The sequence below is a fragment of the Arthrobacter sp. MOO21 genome, from assembly GCF_057369995.2.
In genome coordinates, this window is the sequence record NZ_CM170671.2 from 3,254,046 (window position 1) to 3,272,458 (window position 18,413).

Here is an 18,413-nt window from a genome sequence, read left to right on the forward strand (position 1 = left end):
AACGACCATTGCCGGAACCTCGGTTGCTTGCAGCCCTGAAGTTGCTACCTCCGTGTTGTCGCCTACGCTGCGGGAAGCCCCAGTGTCTGCGCTGTACTGGTCCGCTGCTTGGACGGAACTCCCAACGTCCGCCGGTAAGATGGACAGGTCTTAAACCCCAAATTCCACGGAGCCTATATGCCGAGCAGTATTTACAGACAAGGATTGTGGTTCGGATACAAGCTCAATCCGCGGAAGAATAGCCTCAATCTCATCAGACTCGTTCTGGCTCTCGCCGTCCTCGTCCACCACTGCTGGCCACTGATGGGCCTTGGCGGGGGGCCTGCGTTCGCAGGAGAATGGCTGGGAGGTTGGGCGGTTGCTGGTTTCTTTAGCATCAGCGGTTATCTCATCACAGGAAGTCGGTTCAGCAATCGGCTTGGAGACTATTTGGTGCACCGCATTGCCAGGATTATGCCGGCATTCCTGGTCTGCCTAGTATTCATGGTAGCGGTCATTGCTCCAATAGGGTTTCTAGCTGCCAAGGGCACGTTGAGGGGCTATTTCTCAACTGCCACGACGCCTTTGAACTATCTATTCTCGAACATGTTTTTGAAGATGCAGCTGGCGGATATTTCTGGCGGGCCCTATAACGTTCCTTATCCTGGCGCGTGGAATGGATCGCTGTGGTCTCTATATTATGAGTTCATTTGTTATCTGATTATTGCTGCATTGGGGCTTATTGCAATGTTCAGAAAGTCTCCCTGGCCCATAACTGTTGCATTCGTGGCTAGCGTCATTGTTCAAGCGAACATTGAGCAAATCGGAGTGTACGTGGGTCAGAACTTTGATTTTGTCCTCCTCATGCGTCTGTTGCCCTTTTTTCTTGGGGGCTCGGCGGTATTCTTGTGGCGCAACAGAATTGGCCTGCATTGGATCGGGGGCGTTCTCGCTATTGCTGCCTCTCTGATCATCGTTTCCGCTTTCCCAAGCTGGGGCGGCCAGGCATGTGGAGCTTTCGTGGCATATGCCTTTCTCTGGATTTCGTCATGGCTACCAAGCCCTGAGTTTATCCATCGAAATGATATCTCGTACGGTCTTTATATCTACGCTTTTCCGGTTCAGCAATTGCTGGCTGTGTTTGGCCTGCATAAATTCGGTCTGGGTCCGTACATGGTGGCTTCGACGGCAATAACTGCTCTATTAGCATTCGCCAGTTGGTTTTTCGTAGAGCAGCCGGTGATGAACAGGGTACGCAAAGCAAGGATCAGCTTTCCTGCCTCGGAACCTGAATCAATTCCCAATGAGGCGAATGGGAACCTGAAGCAGGACCAGTTGGGTGCCACTACTTCGGTGAGCTCGAGGTGAGCCGTTGGGGTGAAACAGCCGGCACTCTCACTGCAGTTGGACCTATGAGACGCAGCGCGCGAGTCGCCCGCCGATCCAGTTCATCCGGCCCTTTGCCATCCGGACCGTCGAAGATGCAAAGGGGCATTGCGGCCATCAGCGTTGGCCTCGCCATTTTCGTGCTTGTAGTAGCAGGCCGTGTGGCGGTGGGGCCCGGCGGGTTTGCTGTCCTCATCGGTACGGGGCTGTTGGTGCTGGCAGTACCAACCTCTCGTTATCTTTCCCGGCGGATCCTTTTGGCTTTAGTTTTCCTTTTTGGCCTCGCTCCCGTCCTGTGGTGGCTTCCGTTTCCCATCACCACCATGGGTAGGGGCACGGCCTTGTTGGCGTCCGTTGCGGGCGCTCTAGGGGCCTGGGTTGCATACGGTGCCAACAAGCGATCACGAATTCGACAGATGGTTCCCGAGGTTCGGGCCATTGACTCCCTGCCGGTGATCGCTGCTGTCTTGTCCGCCGGATCCCTTATCAACTTCTTCAGGGCCCGGACATCCCTCGATGCACTGACGCTTCTGACCATGAACTGGGACAATGCCTCTCACTTTGACATGTATTACATGCTGAGGACCCATGGCAGGATTATCGGCGCTTTGGGCGCTTCGCCTGACGGCAGCGCCTGGCAGTTTCACAACTATCCGCAGGGCTATCACGCAGCCGTGACGTTACTGAGCGAACTGGTGAAAGGCCCGCTGGCTGCTGACCTTGAAGGGGAACTCGTCTCGTACACCATCATTAGCGCTGTTGTCTCCACCCTCGTGGCCAGCCTGGTGGCTGCAGCACTCTGCTCCATTCCCATGTTCCGACGCAGGTTTAGTATGGCTGCCCCTGTAGTTATTTTCGTTGCTGCAGGATGGATCTACGGACCCGGAGCTGCCGCTACTCTGCATGGCTTTCAAAACTTTTATGTTGCAGCGGCCCTTGTTGCCGCGTTCCTGGTGCTGATGCTGCTTCAGGTTCGGATTTTTTCCCAGCCTGTCCTTATGTTGGCCTCGATCGCGGCCGCCGTGGGTGTGGTGCACAACTGGGTTCTTCTGGGGACTCTTCTCGTCGGTGCTTGCCTGGTCATTCTTTTTCCATTGACTCGTCGGCGGTGGATTGCCTCGGGGCTCCAATATGTCACTGCTGCACTGATCGTATTCCTCGGGATACTTGCCCTTATTCCAGCAATTAAGCAGTTGTCGTCTATCTCTGCAAATGACGTGCTTTATGCTGTCGGGGGAGTCCCTCTCCCCGACTTCGGTGTCGTCAGTGCGCTCCTTATGGCAGCGCTCGCGACCAGTCTCATGATCCGCTCGACGGTGACGAGTCCGGTTTCAACGCTTTCAGTCCGACAAATTGCCAGGTCCGCGGCTTCCATTTGGACACTCGTGGCCGGACTCGCTGTGCTTGTAGTTATGGCGGCTGCCCAGATTTCGAAATCAGGCGCGTTGTCCTACTACTCCATCAAGTTGATTCTTGCCCTGGAACTCATAGCGTTGGTCGTGCTGGCGCTTTGCGTCGTCGCCTACTTCCATTCGAAGCCTCGTGAGCAGCCGAAGCAGTCGTGGTCGAGACCTGTCGCTGCGGTACTCCTGGCAGCTGGGGCGACTCAATGCTTCGGACTGACATTCGACGCAAGAGATGTTGGATTAACCCCTAGCTCCACTTCGGCCCTCGAGCTTGAGAGGGAACGTAAGACACTGGAAGGTCCGGTGCCGGCGCACGTCGTTGCTCTGCTCAATGCCGTCGAATCAAACGGCGGTGCACCTGCCGCCTATCTCACAACCTACGGGAAAGACTTTGACGCGATACTGGCCTTTCAGTGGTACGACGCATTAACGGGGACCTACACGGAGAAGTCTTCGGCGAAGCTGATGCCGCACTTGCTACCACTTTGGTCGGGTGTGGAAGGATTGCCGTCGGTTGTAGCCGCGCTCAAACTTGAGGATCCTGAGATTCGCATCATCGTTGACCCCGCAAATCAAGACTTACTTGGCCAGTTGATTGGCGACCCCTCCATCAGGTAGTGACACAGCCGCGGAATCGCCTTGGGTCTGGTTTCTGGAACTGTCGCCCAACAGCTCTGCGGAGCATCACCCGAATAAGAACAACAATTAGCTCAGGATTCGTACTTCTCCTATGTCAACCCTAGTAGCCAGCAAGACCCGCCTCACTTTGGGCATTCGACCGGATATCCAAGCTCTTCGTGCACTCGCGGTCATGGCAGTTATCTTGTACCACCTTTGGCCTTCAAGTATCAGGGGTGGTTATGTCGGCGTAGACATCTTCTTTGTAATCTCGGGGTTCCTGATCACTTCCCAGCTCTTGCGTGAAGCGCGCAAGACGGGTTCTGTCAGACTGGGTAGCTTTTGGGCCAGGCGCGCGCGGCGGTTGCTTCCAGCAAGTCTGGTTGTCATCGCCACTTCCCTGGCAGCCACTGTCCTCTTTGTGCCCGAATACTTCTGGAAGCAATTCCTCAGCGAGTTCGTCGCGTCTACGCTCTATTTCCAGAACTGGCGACTGCGCTGGGATGCCGTCGACTACCTTGCGCGGGACAATATAGCCTCGCCAGTCGAACATTTTTGGTCCCTTTCGGTGGAAGAGCAGTTCTACCTGGTCTGGCCGTTGCTTGTCATAGTGGCATGGCGTGGGTTTTCTAGTGCCTCTCACAGCCGGAAACAGCTGCTGACGAACTCTATTTTCATCCTCGTAACGGGATGCTCGTTGGCATACTGCATCCTCGAAACAGCTGAGGATCCTTCAGGTGCCTACTTCGCCACCACAACACGCGCCTGGGAGTTTGGGGTGGGCAGTCTACTGGCGTGCTTGCCACCAAAGTGGTCCGCTGCGCCAGCGCGACTGAAAAACCCGATAGCGTGGCTCGGGTTGTTCCTCATTTTGTTCTCTGCCGTCCTCTTCACTGACACAATGGCGTTTCCAGGCTATGCAGCAGTGGTTCCTGTCGCTGGAACGGCGGCAGTGATTTGGGCGGTTGCAGTTGATAAGAACACTCTGGCTGGCCGGCTCTTCAGTGCTGAACCATTGCAGTTCATTGGCAACAACTCGTATTCGGCCTACCTTTGGCACTGGCCCCTTATAGTCATACTGCCCCATATGCTTAACGCGCGAATAGGTTGGCAGTGGCAAATAGTCATACTGCTCCTCAGTTTCGCCCTTGCTGTTGTAACCCGGAAATTAATCGAAGATCCCGTTCGGAATAATAATCTTCTCGTACAGCGACACCCCTCTTGGACCTATATTTCAGGTGCCGCAGCGATGGCTGTGGTTGTTGCTGTGACTGGGGCAGTTGCTGCCAGTGCTTTTACTAAGGATTCAGGCCAGAAAACACAGATCGAAGAGGCATTCAGCAAGGGCTGCCTCGGTGCCGGGCCGGCCCTGTCGGCAGGGAGGAGCTGTGAAAATTCGGTCCCCGGTGATGCAATTCTTCCGAAAAGTGGAGAATTGGATGCCGACACCGGTAATGCTTTCGACTGCTGGATTGACCAGAACAAAGGGATGAAAAGCTGCAGCTATGGGTCGAAAGACGCTCACTTGAATGTCGCATTGGTGGGTGACTCTCACGCCGCGATGCTAATTCCAGGTCTAGTCCCGGAGCTAGATGATGTGGATTGGCGGCTTGACACGTATGTTGGGTGGGGATGCCAGTGGACGGTTTCAGTCGACAACCAGTGCAGGGCGGCCAGAGCGGACATACAAGAGCATCTCCTTAATGGACACTACGACCTCGTGATCACTACGGCGGCTAGGCATGCCTACGCAGCACAGCCGTATGGGCAAGCTGTGCAGGATTACGTCACCGCATGGAAGCCCATCATTGATGCTGGCGTACAGGTCGTGGTAATTGCTGATAATCCGAGGCCGGATGCCAGTACCCGGGAGTGTCTCATAAGTGCTCGTGATGACCTTAAAAAGGCCGAGGAGTGCGGAACGGACAAATCCAGCGCATTTGCGCTGCCGGACCATCTGGTCGATGCCGCCGCAACAGCAGGGGTACCGCTTTTGCGCTTTGATGAAGCATACTGCCAGGGTGATCGTTGCCCCATGGTCGTGAACCATATCGTTGTATATCGCGATGAGTCACACATTACGGCGACTTTCAGTAAGACGCTTGGACCCGCGATCGTACAAAGGGTGCAGAATATTCTGACCCGCGGGCACGGTTAGCCGCACGATAGCCGTACACGGCCTTTTACGCCGTGTGGCTCCGTTCTGAGGCCGGAGCAACGTCGCTGGACTACGTTCTGCACGTATGTCAATGGCCAGTTGTTTCTGCCCACGGGCGGCCATCAATTGTGCCCGCTGGTGGCCAGTAAAACTACCCGGTTATGGCCAACGGATCTGCCCACTGATTGGTTTCGGCGGGGTTGGCCATCGTGGGGTTGGTCAGTTCAGTCGGGTGACTCCTTTTCCGGCGAGGGCTTGGGTGAGGCGGACGGAATCGCCGCTGGTTTGGCAGACGTGGGCGTGGTGCAGCAGCCGGTCCACGGTGGCGGTCGCGAGGGTTTTGGGCATGAGCTCATCGAACCCGGCGGGGTGGAGGTTGGAGCTGATCGCGACGGATCGTTTTTCGTAGGCTGCGTCCACGACCCGGTAGAGGCCTTCGGCGGCGTCCGTGGCCACGGGTAACAGACCAATATCATCGATGACCACGAGCTCGGCGCGGAGGATGCGGGCGACGGCGCGGGTGACGCTGTCATCGGTGCGGTGGGCGCGGATGAGGACGCCGAGGTCCTCAAGCCGGAACCAGGCGACCCGCATTCCGGCTTCGACGGCTTGCTGGCCGAGGGCTTCGAGGAAGAACGTTTTCCCGGTTCCCGAGGGCCCGCAGACGACCAGGTTTTCCCTGCGGGTGATCCATTCCAGGGTCCGGAGGGCTTGCTGGGTCGGTGCGGGGATGGAGGACGCTGCCGGGTCCCACGCCTCGAAGGTTTTCCCGGTCGGGAACCCTGCTGCTTTGCGGCGGGAAGCGAGCATGGACCGGGCCCGGCCAGCGGCTTCCTCGGTGAAGAGGGCTCTGATGACCTCGGCCGGTTCCCAGCGCTGGGCGCGGGCGGTCGCGATCAGGTCCGGTGCCAGCGCCCGGGCATGGGGCATTTTCAGGGACCGCATCAACGCTTCCAGGTCTGCCGGCAGCGGCGGGGAGGCGGTGTTGGGCGTGGTGACGGGGCTCATCGGGCCTCCTCCGGGGTGATCTTGGTGGTGTTGGTTGTGGTGTTCAGGGCGGCGTTGCCGATCGCGGCCCACGCGCCGGTTCCCTGGGTCAGCGAGCTCGCTTCGTTGGCCGCGTGAGTGGTGGTGCGGCGGATGTTGGCGTTCAGGATCGAGGCGAGGTCCTGGTGCGCGAACCGGCCATGCAGGGCGGCGTCGCCCAAGGCGCGGTCGACCTGGTCAGTGCCGGCGATTTTGGCCAGCGTGACGGCTTCGGCCATTTTGATGTTTATCCGTGCCGTTCCGGCCGCGGCGGCCTCGACCAGCCAGGTTCTGGCGCCTTCGCCGATGGCCAGGAACGCGGCCTCGTCCGCGTTGCGGGCCCTGACCTCGTAATCGCCGGGGACCCTGGTCCGGGGTCCGGGGAAGTGTTCGTCGTTGATGGCGGGGCTGCCGGGCCGTGCCCGGTCGTGGCGGGCGACTTCAACCGGACCGGTCGTGCCATGGTGGACGATGATGACCTGCTCGCCGGGCCCGGTCCCGTGGGTTCGGACGAACACCCGGGCCCCGAGCAGGTGGGCCGGGACGGAGTACTGGGCGTTTTCGAAGGTGACCATCGGGGTGTTCTCGGGAACGGTGCGGGCAAGGCCGAACGCGACCGTGTGCGCAGTATCCGGGATCCGGTGCAACCGCGGGGCTTCCTCGGCGAGCATGGCCGCGGGTTTCCGCCGCGTCGTCCGGTGCTCACGGTGATTGACCTCGTCCATGAACGCCTGGCAGGCGGCCTCGAGTTCGGCGAACGTGCCGTATTCGTCGCGGAGGTTGGTGTCTTTGGGCACGAGATCAGCCTTGGCGAGCTTCACCGATGCTTCCACTCCGCCTTTGGTTGCCGGGTCCGCGGGCTGGCAGGTCAGCACGGTCACCCCGTAGTGCCGGGCGAAGTCCAGGGTCTGATGGTTCCGCACCGGGACCCCGGCAACATGAGCGGTGGTCACGGTCTTCTCGTTGTCCGTGAGTACATACGTTGGTGCTCCGCCGAAGATCCGGAAGCACCGGTCCAGCGCCGCGAAGACGCTCGGCGCCGTCCGGTCTTTGAGCGGGATCACGACGCGGAAGCGGGAGAACGCCAGCCACGCCACGAACAGGATGGTCTTCACCCCGCCGATCCGGGGCCCGTCGCCGAAGTCGTACTGCAGCCACATGCCCGGTTCGGTGATCCAGGGCCGGTGGACCCGGGTATGGCCCAACCGCCATGCCGCCTTGACCTGCGCGATCGCCCGTCGGGTGGAGCGTTCCGAACCCGTATAGCCCAGCGCGAGGAGCTTTGCGTGGGCCTTATCGGCCCGGATCCGGCCCTTGGAGGCCTCCACCCATTCTTCGATCTTGGGCAGGTACGGGTCGGTGACCCGGCCCCGGGCCGTTGGTTCCCCGATCGGCCGGCCGGCGTCCCGGGCGGCGACGTGTTTGGCAACGGTGTGGTGCGAGCAGCCCGTGAGCTCCGCGGTGGCGCGCAACGATCCGGTCAGATCGTAGGCAGCAAGAATTTCCATGATTTCTCCGTCAGACTTCATACAGGGCCTCTTCCTGGTTCGCTTGGTGCGCTTAGACACCGTCATCAAACCCCAGGGAGAGGCTCCCGCCGCTTAAGGCGCGGTCGGTTCAGTAAGGAAGTGGGCAGATCTCATGGCCACCATCGGGCAGTTTTACTGGCCGTCAGTGGGCACTTTCGTGGCCGCTGTCAACGGCAACTTAGAAATGACCGGTGGCGGCAGGTTGGTTTGCCCGCTGGCGGCAGGTGTTTGACCGGTCGCGGCAAGTATTTTTGGACAGGGTCAGGCGCCCCGGGCGTGCCGGGTTTTGGGGCGCCTGACCGGGGTTTTGGGTTAGCTCATCGGGCGGGTTCCTTTCCCGTTTTGGGCTTGCATGAGCCTGACGGACTCGCCGCTGGTTTGGCAGAGGTGGGCGTGGTGGAGAAGCCGGTCCACGGTCGCGGTGGCGATGGTTTTGGGCATGAGCTCATCGAACCCGGAGGGGTGGATGTTCGAGCTGATCGCCAGGGACCGCTTTTCGTAGGAGGCTTCCACGACCCGGTAGAAGCCCTCGACTGCGTCGGCGGAGACCGGCAGCAGGCCTATGTCGTCGATGCAGATCAAATCCACGTTCGTGGCGCGGGTGATGGCTTTGTTGACGCTGTCATCGATGCGGTGCCGTCGCACGAGAGCGCCGAGGTCTTCCATGCTGAGCCAGGACACGGACATGCCCTGATCGATGGCCAGTTGGCCGAGGGCTTCCAGAAGCAGGGTCTTGCCGGTGCCGGAGGGCCCGCAGGCAATCAGGTTCTCCCGCCGCCGCACCCATTCCAGGGTCCGCAGGAACGACGTTGTTGCAGCCGGCAGGGTGGAGAGGGCTTCGTCCCAGACATCGAAGGTCTTCCCGGTGGGGAATCCGGCACGTTTGCGCCGGGTGGCCAGCATCGAGGCGTTCCGGCCGGTGGCTTCGGCTTCGAGCAGGACGCGGACGACTTCGGTGGGGTCCCAGCGTTGGGCTTTCGCGGTGGCAAGGACCTCGGCGACCACAGCGCGGGCGTGCGGCATCCGGGTCGTGCGCATCAGCGCGATCACGTTCTCCACCGCCGCGTCAGCCAGGGGCGGGGTCATGGTGTTAGCGCTCATCGATGGCTCCTTCAAAGTCTTCATCGCTGGTGGTGTTAGGGGCGGTGCCGAAGTTGGCCCAGGCGCTGGTGCCCTGACTCAGCCACCGGCCCTGGTCGGTGACGGTGTGGGTGGCCCCGGTCGTGTGGCTTTTCCCGTTGCCGGTGTTGACGATGGAGATCAGGTCCTCGTGGGTGAAGCGCTGGTGCACCGCTGCCGCTCCCAGGCCCTTGTCGACCTCGTCGGCGCCAAGGACCTTGGCGAGGGTGACGGCGCGTTCCATTTTGTGCCGGATCTTCTGGGTGCCCGCGGCGGCGGCTTCCTTGAGCCAGAGCGCGGCGCCGGCGCCGAGGGCCAGGAACTCCTCCTCTGCCTTGTTCGTCGGGCGGATCACCCGTTCCAGGGCCCCTGCAGGGGCGGGCGGGAAGTGGGTCTCGATGATCGCGGGGATGCCGGGGCGGGTGAGCTTATGCCGGGCGACCTCGACCGGGCCGGAGTCCCCGACGTGGACGATGATCACCTCGGTTTCGGTGCCCCGTACCCACACCATCTGACCCATCAGGGTGTGCGGGACGGAGTACCGGGATTGCTGGAAGGTGATCATGGGCATGTTCGGCGGGACCTGCCGGGTATGGCCGAAACTCGCCGTCACCGGGGTCGCCGGGACCGGGTGCAACCGGGGCTGTTCGAGAACCCGGAGCATGTCCTTCGGGATCTCAAGAGTGGCCCGGTGCACCCGCGAATTCACCTCCTCCATAAACACCTCACAGGCCGCCTCCAGCTCGGCGAAAGACCGGTACTCGGGCAGCAGATTGGTCTCTTTCGGGACGAGGTCGGCTTTGGCGATCTTCACCGCGTTCTCCACCCCGCCCTTCGAGGCCGGGTCCGCCGGCAGACACGTCTGCAGCGAGGTTGAATAGTGCCTCGCGAAGGCCACGATCTGATGGTTGCGGACCGGGACCCCGGCGACGTGCTCGACCGTGACGGTCTTCTCGTTATCCGTCAAAATGTAGGTCGGAACCGGGGGTGTCAAGTTTTCTGTGTAAGGGACCGGTCGGTTATCCGTTCTGCCGGGTGGTCAGATGGGGAGTCGGTTGGGGAATTGCACGGCGAAGGCGTTCAGTGCCTGGTGCCAGCCCAGTGTGCCGGTTCCGAGCTCACCGCCGCGGGTGGTTTCGATGTTCCGGATTCCCAGATAGACGAGCTTGATCGCGGCCTCGTCGGAGGGAAATGATCCTCTGGTTTTGGTGATCTTCCGCAGCTGGTAGTTGATCGATTCGATCTGGTTCGTGGTGTAGATGACCTTGCGGATCTCCGGGGTGAAGGCCAGGAACGGGGTGAAGTCCTCCCACGCGTTCCGCCACGCCAGCACCGCCCCGGGAGCCGTGCTCTGCCAGGTCTCTGCGAAGGCTTCCATCGCCAGCTCGGCCGCCTGTACGGTCGGTGCCGTGTAGATCGGGCGCATGTCCCGGGCCATGGCCTTGCGTGCGTTGTAGGAGGCGTATTTCATGGCCGAGCGCAGCAGGTGCACGACGCAGGTCTGCACGACGGTCTGGGGGTAGATGCTGTTCACGGCTGCCGGCAGCCCGGTGAGCCCGTCGCAGCACAAGATCAGAATGTCGGACGCTCCGCGGTTACGGATTTCGGTGAGCACGTTGGCCCAGAACTTCGCCCCTTCGCTGGTGCCCAGCCACAGACCCAGGACCTGCTTGCGGCCCTCCACATCCACCCCGACGGCCACGTGGCAGGCCTTATTCACCACAACCCCGCCGTCCCTGATTTTCAGCCAAATAGCGTCAATATAGACAATCGGATACACCGACTCCAGCGGCCTGTTCTGCCATTGGGCGACTTCGTCGGCGATCACGTCCGTGACCCTGGAAATCGTCGCCGCGGAGACCTTGGTCCCGTAGATCTCATCAAGGTGGGAGCCGATATCTCTGGTGCTCATGCCGCGGGCGTAGAGGGAGAGGATCATATCCTCGACCTTGCCCAGCCGGCGGGCCCGCTTGGGCACGATCACCGGCTCGAAGGAACTGTTCCGGTCCCGGGGCACGGTGACCTGCACCGGCCCCTGAAGGGTCTGCACGCTCTTGGTGGTTTTGCCGTTGCGGGAGTTACCCGTGCCCTGCCCGGCAGGGTCCCCGGACTCGTAGCCGAGGTGGTCGCTCATCTCGGTTTCCAGGGCCCGTTCCAGGACCGCGCGGGTCATCCGGGAGAGGAGCTCCTCAACACCATTGCGGCCCTCTCCAAGGTCCTCCGCCGCGGTGACAAGAGCGTCGATCTGGTCGGCGCTCAAAACGCCTTCCAAGGGGTTGGTTGTCGTACTAATTTCGGCCAAGAGGGCCCGTCCTTTCAAGGGTAAAACCGCAGGTCAAACCCTAGTTAGAGACCGGACCCTTACACACTCAATGAAACACCCTCTCGGAACCCCGCCGATCAGCCGGAACGCCCTGTCCAGGGCGGCGAACACGCTCGGCATGGTCTTATCCCGCAAAGCAATCACAATCCGGAACCGGGAGAAGGCCAGCCAGGCCACGAACAGCACGGTCTTCACCCCGTCAACGACGGGTCCGTCGCCGTAGTCATACTGAAGCCACAGACCCGGCTCAGGAGTCCAAGGACGGTGCACACGCACGTTCCGGGCCCGGTATTTCGCCTTCAGTTCAGCCAGCGTGGTCCTGGTCGTCCGCTCACACCCGGTGAACCCCAAAGCGACAAGTTTCTCATGCACCACATCGCCGCGGATCTTCCCGCGGGACTGCTCGACCCAGGAGATCAACTGTGGCAGGAACGGGTCAGTCATCCGGCCGCGCTGCCGGGCCACCGGCGCCTGCGCACCGTCCTGGCGGGCTTTCACATAAGAGCGGACCGTGTTGTGTGAGACGCCGCAGATCTTCGCGGCATCCCGGTACGACCGGGTTAAATCGTAAGCAGCTAAAATTTCCATGAACTCTCCTGGAGACTTCACAACGAGCCCCTTCCTTCCCACAACGGGTGAAACACAGACGATTGGCATCGCCATTTCACCGCGGAAGGAAGGGGCTCTCCCCGTAACGACACGAGGGATGGACAAGAGGAATCCCAGCACGCCTAGCCACACACCGTGGCCTACTGCTGTCCAAAAATGCTTGCCGCCGCTGGTCAAAACCACTGCCGCGAACGGTCAACCAGTTTTGCCGTCTCCGGTCAGTTTAAAGTTGCCGCTTACAGGCCGCCTATGGGCAGTTTTTCATGGCCGCTAACACACGTATGCCACGGACCTCAGATCAGCTCTGGCAGCGTTCCAGGGAAGGGCGCCCGAAGACTCTGTTGGTGCTCGCATTGCCCCAACTGCAACTGCTAAAGCTCACGTGCTGCAACGACCGCTTGACGCCGACCCCAAAGGATCAAGAAACCAGACGGTGTGAGGTAGGAAGCTGGTGCCTAAACGGAAAAAACTGCTTCCCCGGAAATTACTCTGAGGTTTCAGCGTAATTTCCGGGGAGCAGTTCACCTGCACCGCCGCAACGGCGTCAGTGATCCCGCCGTTAGCGGCGGTATACGCTGACTCCGGTAGTCGGAGTCCAGATCAGCGAGCCGCCTTGGAAGTCCTGCCGGCACTCGCTGTAAGCATTGCAGTATTCGTCAGTGTAGGGGTATCCGAGCCAGCCGTTTTCGAAGTTTTGGGTCGCCCACACGTACCGGATGGACCCGAACGGGCTGAAGTGCGCTCCGGTGGCGGATGACCAGATCATGGATCCCCCCTGGAAGAACTGGTAGCAGCCTCCGTCCTTCAAGCCGCATACTTCATTGCTGACCGGATATCCTGTTTGGCCATTCTCCGAACCGAGCCGCTGGAAGTTTGCACGGATTGCACCGGCTGTGACTGCATAGGCACCAGACGCCGGTGACGAGTAGATGTCCCCTCCTTGGAACATCTGCACGCAACCGGACGCTGCGTATCCGCAGACCTGGCCTGAGGCGGGATAACCCAGGATGCCGTTTTCAAAGCCCATGGCCGCGTAGCGGTCCCGGATCGGGCCTGCGGGGCTGATCTGGGCGCCGGTGCCGGAGTTCCAGATGATGGCACCTCCTTGGAACATCTGGTAGCAACCGCCGGCCTTCAGTCCGCATATTTCAGGCCCCACGACCGGGTAGCCCAACAGCCCGTTTTCTGATCCGGACCGCTGGTAGGTGCCCCGGATTGCGCCTTCGCGGATGGCGTGCGCACCCGTAGCTGGAGACCACTGGATCGTTCCGCCTTGGTAGATCTGGTAGCAGCCGTTATTGACCAGTCCGCAGGCTATTGGGCCCCAGGGGTTCCCAAGCCACGACTTGGAGGCTTGGTATTCCTGGTTGAAGGCAGCTTCTATGTTGTCACCGGCCAGTGCAAAGCGCTGGAGGGATGGGTAGTCCCCGTTCCACACGTTCGAGTCACCGGCGAAGGGGCCTGTGCTGCTGTACTGCCAGATGCTGTAGGTTCCCCAGCTGCCTGAAGGAACTGGGCCCGCATTGTTCGTGGATGAGCTCGGGTATGCAGCAATCCACAACGGGTAATCACCGAAGCCTGCGGGGTTTCCCAGGCACTGGTTCCACCAGCTTGTATTTGTGTAGATCACGGGCAGACGGCCGGTCATTGCCCGAACGGTATTGCCGAAGTCCTGTACCCACGAAGACAGCTGACCCGGCGACATGTTGTAGCAGGTGTTCCCGAAGTAGAAACCGTTGATGGTCCTGCCCTCGTAGGGGTTGAATTCGAAGTCGAGAACGGGCGGCATCGTGTAGCCGTCAGCAGACCAGCCGCCCCCATTCTGAACGAAGTACCGTGCCTGGTCCGCCCCGGAGGACCAGTTCGGGATTGCAAAGTGGTAGGCGCCCCGGATCATCCCCACGTTGCGTGCGCCCTGGTACTGCGAGCTGAAGAGGTCGTTGGTGAAGTAGTTGCCTTCAGATGCCTTCACGTAAGCAAACCTGGCACCCATGTTCCACTGCTGCTGCCAGTCGACGCTCGTCTGGTGGCCGCTGACGTCAAGTCCCTGCACCCCGAACGTTGGCGTCCAGGTGCCCTGGCTCGTGAGCGTCTCGGCACTGGTCTTGGGCGTCGGGCCCTGGGCGGCCACGCGCGCTGAGCGCTGACCCATCTCTGCCCCTCCGGGCCCGATAGCTTCAGCCATGGACTGTTGCGCTTGCGCCGTGGGGCTCGGCGAGGGCAACGCCGTTTGAGTTGCGGCTCCGGTTGGCTGCGGTGCCCCGGTAGCGCCCTGAGAGGCCGACGGCGTGGGGGCAGGTTCAGCTGTGGCGGAGGGCAGTTGCGTGGGCTGGGCCGTTGCGGTTGCGGGGGAGGGTTCCACAGCCAGGGCTGCGCCGGGTCCTGCAAACAAGCTGACTGCCAGCAGCGCTATCCCCAAGGACTTCATTGCGGGGCGACGGGACTGAGACGGGTTCCGCTTCATTTTTGCTCCGGAGACAATGTGGCGCTTCACAGGCGCTCATTAGGTTGCTGCACGGGCGGTTCCCCCAGGAACAGGATCCGGCAGTCGGTGGATCGGTAAATTGTGCGCCTACCATAGCACCCCAGTTACATGTGGGACTAGTGATTCAGTTGTTGCTGGCGTGATTCCCGGTGCCAGGCGGCTAGCTCCCGCGGACCCCGGTGGGGATTCCTTCCCAGGAGTGGGAAGGCCCGGCCCCCTTAGAGGGTGGCCGGGCCTTCATACTCCTGGGCGGACGTGTCAGTACCGCTGCGTCCAGATTCTGCCGTTGGACCAGTAAATGATCCCGTCCTCAAAGCGCTGTGCCCGCGTCGTCGCGTTCACGGAGTATTCATCAGTCACGGGACGGCCCATATAGAAGTAGCCACCGCTGTTTTCATATTCCCAGCGGATAGCCCCCTGCAGCAGACGCGTGCCGTACTGCGGAGTGAAGTAGAAGGTGCCACCTTGGAAGACCTGAACGGCACCCCCGGCGTACCAGTAGCTTTCGTCTGATATCGGGTAGCCTGCCACTCCTGTCTGACCGCCTTTGTTCCACCACGCTTCACGAATACCGGCACCGATGTAGTGGAGGCCGATCTGCGGCGTGTAGTACATGGTTCCGTTCGTGAAATGCTGGGCGATTGCGCCCCCGCCCAAAGGCTCTTCGTCGCGGATTGGGTAGCCTGAAGCGTGCCCGTTGTACCACTTGCTGTCTATGGCCCCCCAAAGAGGATGCGCGCCACCCACCGGTGACCAAAAGATTCGCCCAAACTGAAATTCTTGTTCAGCCCCGCCGGATACAGTTTGCTCGTACCAGGTAGAGTCTCCCAGCGCTGAACTCCTGCCGCCCATGGACTCATATTTCGCACCAATTGCCCCGGCCACTGGGTAGCTGGTGGGCGTGTAAGCTACAGCGGCCAAGCCGCCGGACAAGGACAGTGCACATGTGACTGCCAAGGCAGATAATTTCGCACGAAAGCGTGCCATTGGTTCCCCCAAAAGAATAGTGCTTAAAGTCGTCGTGACTCGACGCCTAGCTCATTATGCTGAAGGAATTTCTATTCGCTAAGGATTGCCCGATTCTGCGGTTAGTGTCTCGATTTATGACTGAGCTTTTCCAGTAATTGGCCCCGGACGTTGCCAACGTCCGGGGCCAACCTGTTCAGGCTGCTGCATCTGTGCCGCTAGGCGTACGCCACGCTTACGCTGCCCGAGCGCCAGGTGATGCGCCCGCCTTGGAAGTCCTGGGCATAGGCACCTCCGCCGGCCGAGTACTCTCCGGTGGTCGGGTAGCCGAGGCGGCCCCGCTCGGAGCCGAGGCTGACCCACGTGGACCTGATACCACCAGTGACAATGCGTGCGCCCGTAGTGGGAGACCAAACGACCTCTCCACCTTGGAAGTACTGCTTGGCACCTCCGGAGACAAGCCCCCCAATTTCGTCCGACGTCGGGTAGCCGAGCCCACTGTTCGGGCCGCCGGCGTTGATCCATGTCTGGCCGATGCCGCCCTTGATGATGTGCGAGCCCGTAGCCGGTGACCAAACAATCTGCCCGTACTGGAACGCCTGCGTCACTCCTCCGTTGGCGGTGGCGTACTCGTCGGTTGTGGGATAGCCGAGCCCGCTGGCCGGGCCGCCGGCGTTGTCCCAGGTGGCGCCGATGCCGCCCTTGGTGATGTGGGAGCCGGTCGCGGCGTTCCAGGAGATCTTTCCGTACTGGAAGCCCTGCATGACGCCGCCGGGCATCGGAGCGTACTCGTCGGTGGTGGGGTAGCCGAGGCCGCTGAGCGGGCCGCCCGCGTTGTCCCAGGTGGCACCGATGCCGCCCTTCGTGATCCTGGACCCGGTGGCTGCGTTCCAGGAGATCTTGCCGAACTGGAAGTCCTGCATCACACCGCCGGCCATCGGCGCGTACTCATCAGACGTCGGGTAGCCGAGATCGCCGTCCTGCGCTCCACTGCCCGTCCACGTCGTGTTGATCCCGTTGACCACCGCGAAGGCGCCCGAGCCAGGCAGGTAGGCGATGATTCCGTGCTCGAACTTCTGGTATGAGCCGCCGAACCGTTGGTTCGTGACCTCATTGGCGATGGGAAGCCCAACGAGATCAGAGACCTCGGCATACTTATCGCCAATGGGACCCTGAACCGGATACGGGAGGGAGCTCTTTACCGCAAGGTCAGCGAACCAGTAACGTTTCGCCGCGTCGTCGCTGGCAAGCACCACGATGCCGCTGGTGCTGGTGACGGGTTGCTTGGTGGTCGTCGGATTGTTGACGGTGGCCGAGGAGCCGTTCTGGATGATAGGCGTTCCGCGGCCAGACCCGAACACGGGGTTGTCCATGTCAGCGGTCTTCTCATAGATGCTGCCTGAAACTCCGGCGAAGGGGCACCCGCTGACGTTGGTGGACGGTCCTGTCTGGAATGCGTGGATCTTGTTGTTATCCGGATCCAGCACGATTTGTGGGCGTGTCTGGCAATCCGCCAGCGTTGAGATGGTGGACTTGGTAAACGCTCCCGTGCCCGGCTTAAACACCAGTAACTGCAGCTGCGGCTGGGTCTTGTCGGTAGTGATCTCGTCGAGGCTTGTCTTCACGGCCGCGTAGACACGGCCGGCAGTGTCTGCCTGCAGCGATTTGAGGTTCAGATGGTCATCGGCGATGCCCTTGCGCTGCACTGCCGGCTGGGATTTCCATGAAGTGGCTGCCGTGCCGTCGGTGCGGGTGGCCCACCAGACCGAGCCCGTGGTCTGGTCCGACCACATGACCCCGATCTGTTTCTTGTTGAACGCCACTACTGCAGAAATGTCGTCCACTGCCGGGTGGACGTTGTTGACTGGAAGAACGAACGGAGTTCCCCAGCTTGCTCCATCAGGCCCCGAATTGTTCACCATCACGCTGCTGGTGTAGCTGCCTGTCGCAGTTGCGTTGACCTCCGTCCAAGTGGCCCAGACAACGCCTGTGCTGTCCTTGTCAATGGTCATTGACTCGCTGCTCTTGGTAGCGATCGTAGCGGGGAATCCGCTGTCCAGCTTGTACGTTCCGTTGGCGTAGCTGTACCGGTAGAGCTTGGCCGGCTGGTTGGGGAGGGAGGGTTCCGTCACGGTCTCCGAAGAGGCGGTGACAACGTGGGATGCGATGTACAGGTGTGTACCGTCCCAAAGAGTGTCGGCGAGGGTATTTGCCCGGGTGTCAATGGGGACGCCGGTGTCCACCCACTTCTTGCTGGCCCGGTCCAGTTTGTAGATGTGCCAGCCGCTGCCGCTGGTCCACATATCTGCCCACCAGGAACCGTCATTCCACCACAGCTTGCTTTCCGGTTTGTCGGCGGTGGGAGGATTGGCCGCTCCGGTATAGCTGATGCTCAACGTGCCATAATCGGGTGCCGTGGCTGCGCCGGCCGGCCCCGCGGTTCCCACGCCCACACCGGCAAGCAAGAGGACTGCTGTGAGTCCTTGGCTCAGAGCGCGTCTTGTCCGTATCTTCACGATTCTCCTTAACTCTCAGCCCCAAACGCTGCCGCATCCAGGCCCCTAAGGAAGCTGGTGCCCCCGCTGACCATTAACACCGTGTGCAACTGCCCGGGCACGGGTAGTGGGTACCTCACTTGCCTGGTGCTGGCTACTAGGGTCCGGTGTCTTTGTACTCAGAACCGGCTGGCACCAGTTTTTGCCTGCTTTGTCCACAGCTTCGCTGGATTGACTTGTTAAGGCCGGTCAGTCTCCCTAGGCTGTAGCCAGTCGTACTGCCTCCGCTGGGGCGGCAGTTGTCTGGGGGAAAC

At 60.9% G+C, this 18,413-nt stretch carries 11 protein-coding genes and 1 pseudogene; 3 read left to right on the forward strand and 9 right to left on the reverse strand.

The genetic code is table 11. The features are described from left to right. Positions 1-177 precede the first annotated feature (177 nt). From AC2JAJ_RS15115 to AC2JAJ_RS15125, 3 genes are all read left to right on the forward strand, one after another. Complete coding sequence (locus tag AC2JAJ_RS15115) at positions 178-1,347, forward strand: acyltransferase family protein (RefSeq protein ID WP_486415293.1); 1,170 nt, start codon at positions 178-180, stop codon at positions 1,345-1,347. A 113-nt stretch (positions 1,348-1,460) separates the two neighbouring features. Continuing rightward, entirely contained in the window at positions 1,461-3,389 is a 1,929-nt protein-coding gene (locus tag AC2JAJ_RS15120; RefSeq protein ID WP_501053179.1) for a hypothetical protein, read from the forward strand. A 112-nt stretch (positions 3,390-3,501) separates the two neighbouring features. Then, entirely contained in the window at positions 3,502-5,547 is a 2,046-nt protein-coding gene (locus AC2JAJ_RS15125; RefSeq protein WP_486415291.1) for an acyltransferase family protein, read from the forward strand. A 219-nt stretch (positions 5,548-5,766) separates the two neighbouring features. Here the strand turns inward: AC2JAJ_RS15125 and istB are convergent, their stop codons facing one another. The 9 genes and pseudogenes from istB to AC2JAJ_RS15170 all read right to left on the reverse strand — a co-directional run bounded on the left by istB (position 5,767) and on the right by AC2JAJ_RS15170 (position 18,000). After that, positions 5,767-6,555 carry an IS21-like element helper ATPase IstB gene (istB, locus tag AC2JAJ_RS15130; protein WP_237430038.1) on the reverse strand — a complete coding sequence of 263 codons (789 nt, stop codon included), beginning with the start codon at positions 6,553-6,555 and terminating at the stop codon, positions 5,767-5,769. Then, complete coding sequence (gene istA / locus AC2JAJ_RS15135; RefSeq protein WP_486415290.1) at positions 6,552-8,102, reverse strand: IS21 family transposase; 1,551 nt, start codon at positions 8,100-8,102, stop codon at positions 6,552-6,554. Before istA ends, istB begins: the two co-directional genes overlap by 4 nt. A 312-nt stretch (positions 8,103-8,414) precedes the next feature. After that, positions 8,415-9,203, reverse strand: coding sequence for an ATP-binding protein (locus AC2JAJ_RS15140; RefSeq protein ID WP_486414752.1), 789 nt, complete (start codon positions 9,201-9,203; stop codon positions 8,415-8,417). Next, a complete protein-coding gene (locus tag AC2JAJ_RS15145) occupies positions 9,193-10,215 on the reverse strand; it encodes a Mu transposase domain-containing protein (RefSeq protein ID WP_486414753.1) in 1,023 nt (340 codons plus the stop codon). The genes AC2JAJ_RS15140 and AC2JAJ_RS15145 overlap by 11 nt, the downstream gene beginning before the upstream one ends. A gap of 45 nt (positions 10,216-10,260) precedes the next feature. Further along, positions 10,261-11,493: an IS256 family transposase gene (locus AC2JAJ_RS15150; protein WP_486416764.1), complete on the reverse strand. Its 1,233-nt coding sequence runs from the start codon at positions 11,491-11,493 to the stop codon at positions 10,261-10,263. Positions 11,494-11,607: 114 nt separating this feature from the next. Next, a pseudogene (locus tag AC2JAJ_RS15155) lies at positions 11,608-12,153 on the reverse strand (transposase); the annotation flags it as partial. A 559-nt stretch (positions 12,154-12,712) separates the two neighbouring features. After that, positions 12,713-14,617 (reverse strand): GH25 family lysozyme, encoded by a 1,905-nt coding sequence (locus tag AC2JAJ_RS15160; RefSeq protein ID WP_486416796.1) that lies wholly within the window; start codon positions 14,615-14,617, stop codon positions 12,713-12,715. Between the two features lie 279 nt (positions 14,618-14,896). After that, positions 14,897-15,625 carry an LGFP repeat-containing protein gene (locus AC2JAJ_RS15165; protein ID WP_473696895.1) on the reverse strand — a complete coding sequence of 243 codons (729 nt, stop codon included), beginning with the start codon at positions 15,623-15,625 and terminating at the stop codon, positions 14,897-14,899. 197 nt (positions 15,626-15,822) lie between these two features. After that, positions 15,823-18,000, reverse strand: coding sequence for a hypothetical protein (locus AC2JAJ_RS15170; protein ID WP_486415289.1), 2,178 nt, complete (start codon positions 17,998-18,000; stop codon positions 15,823-15,825). Positions 18,001-18,413 lie beyond the last annotated feature (413 nt).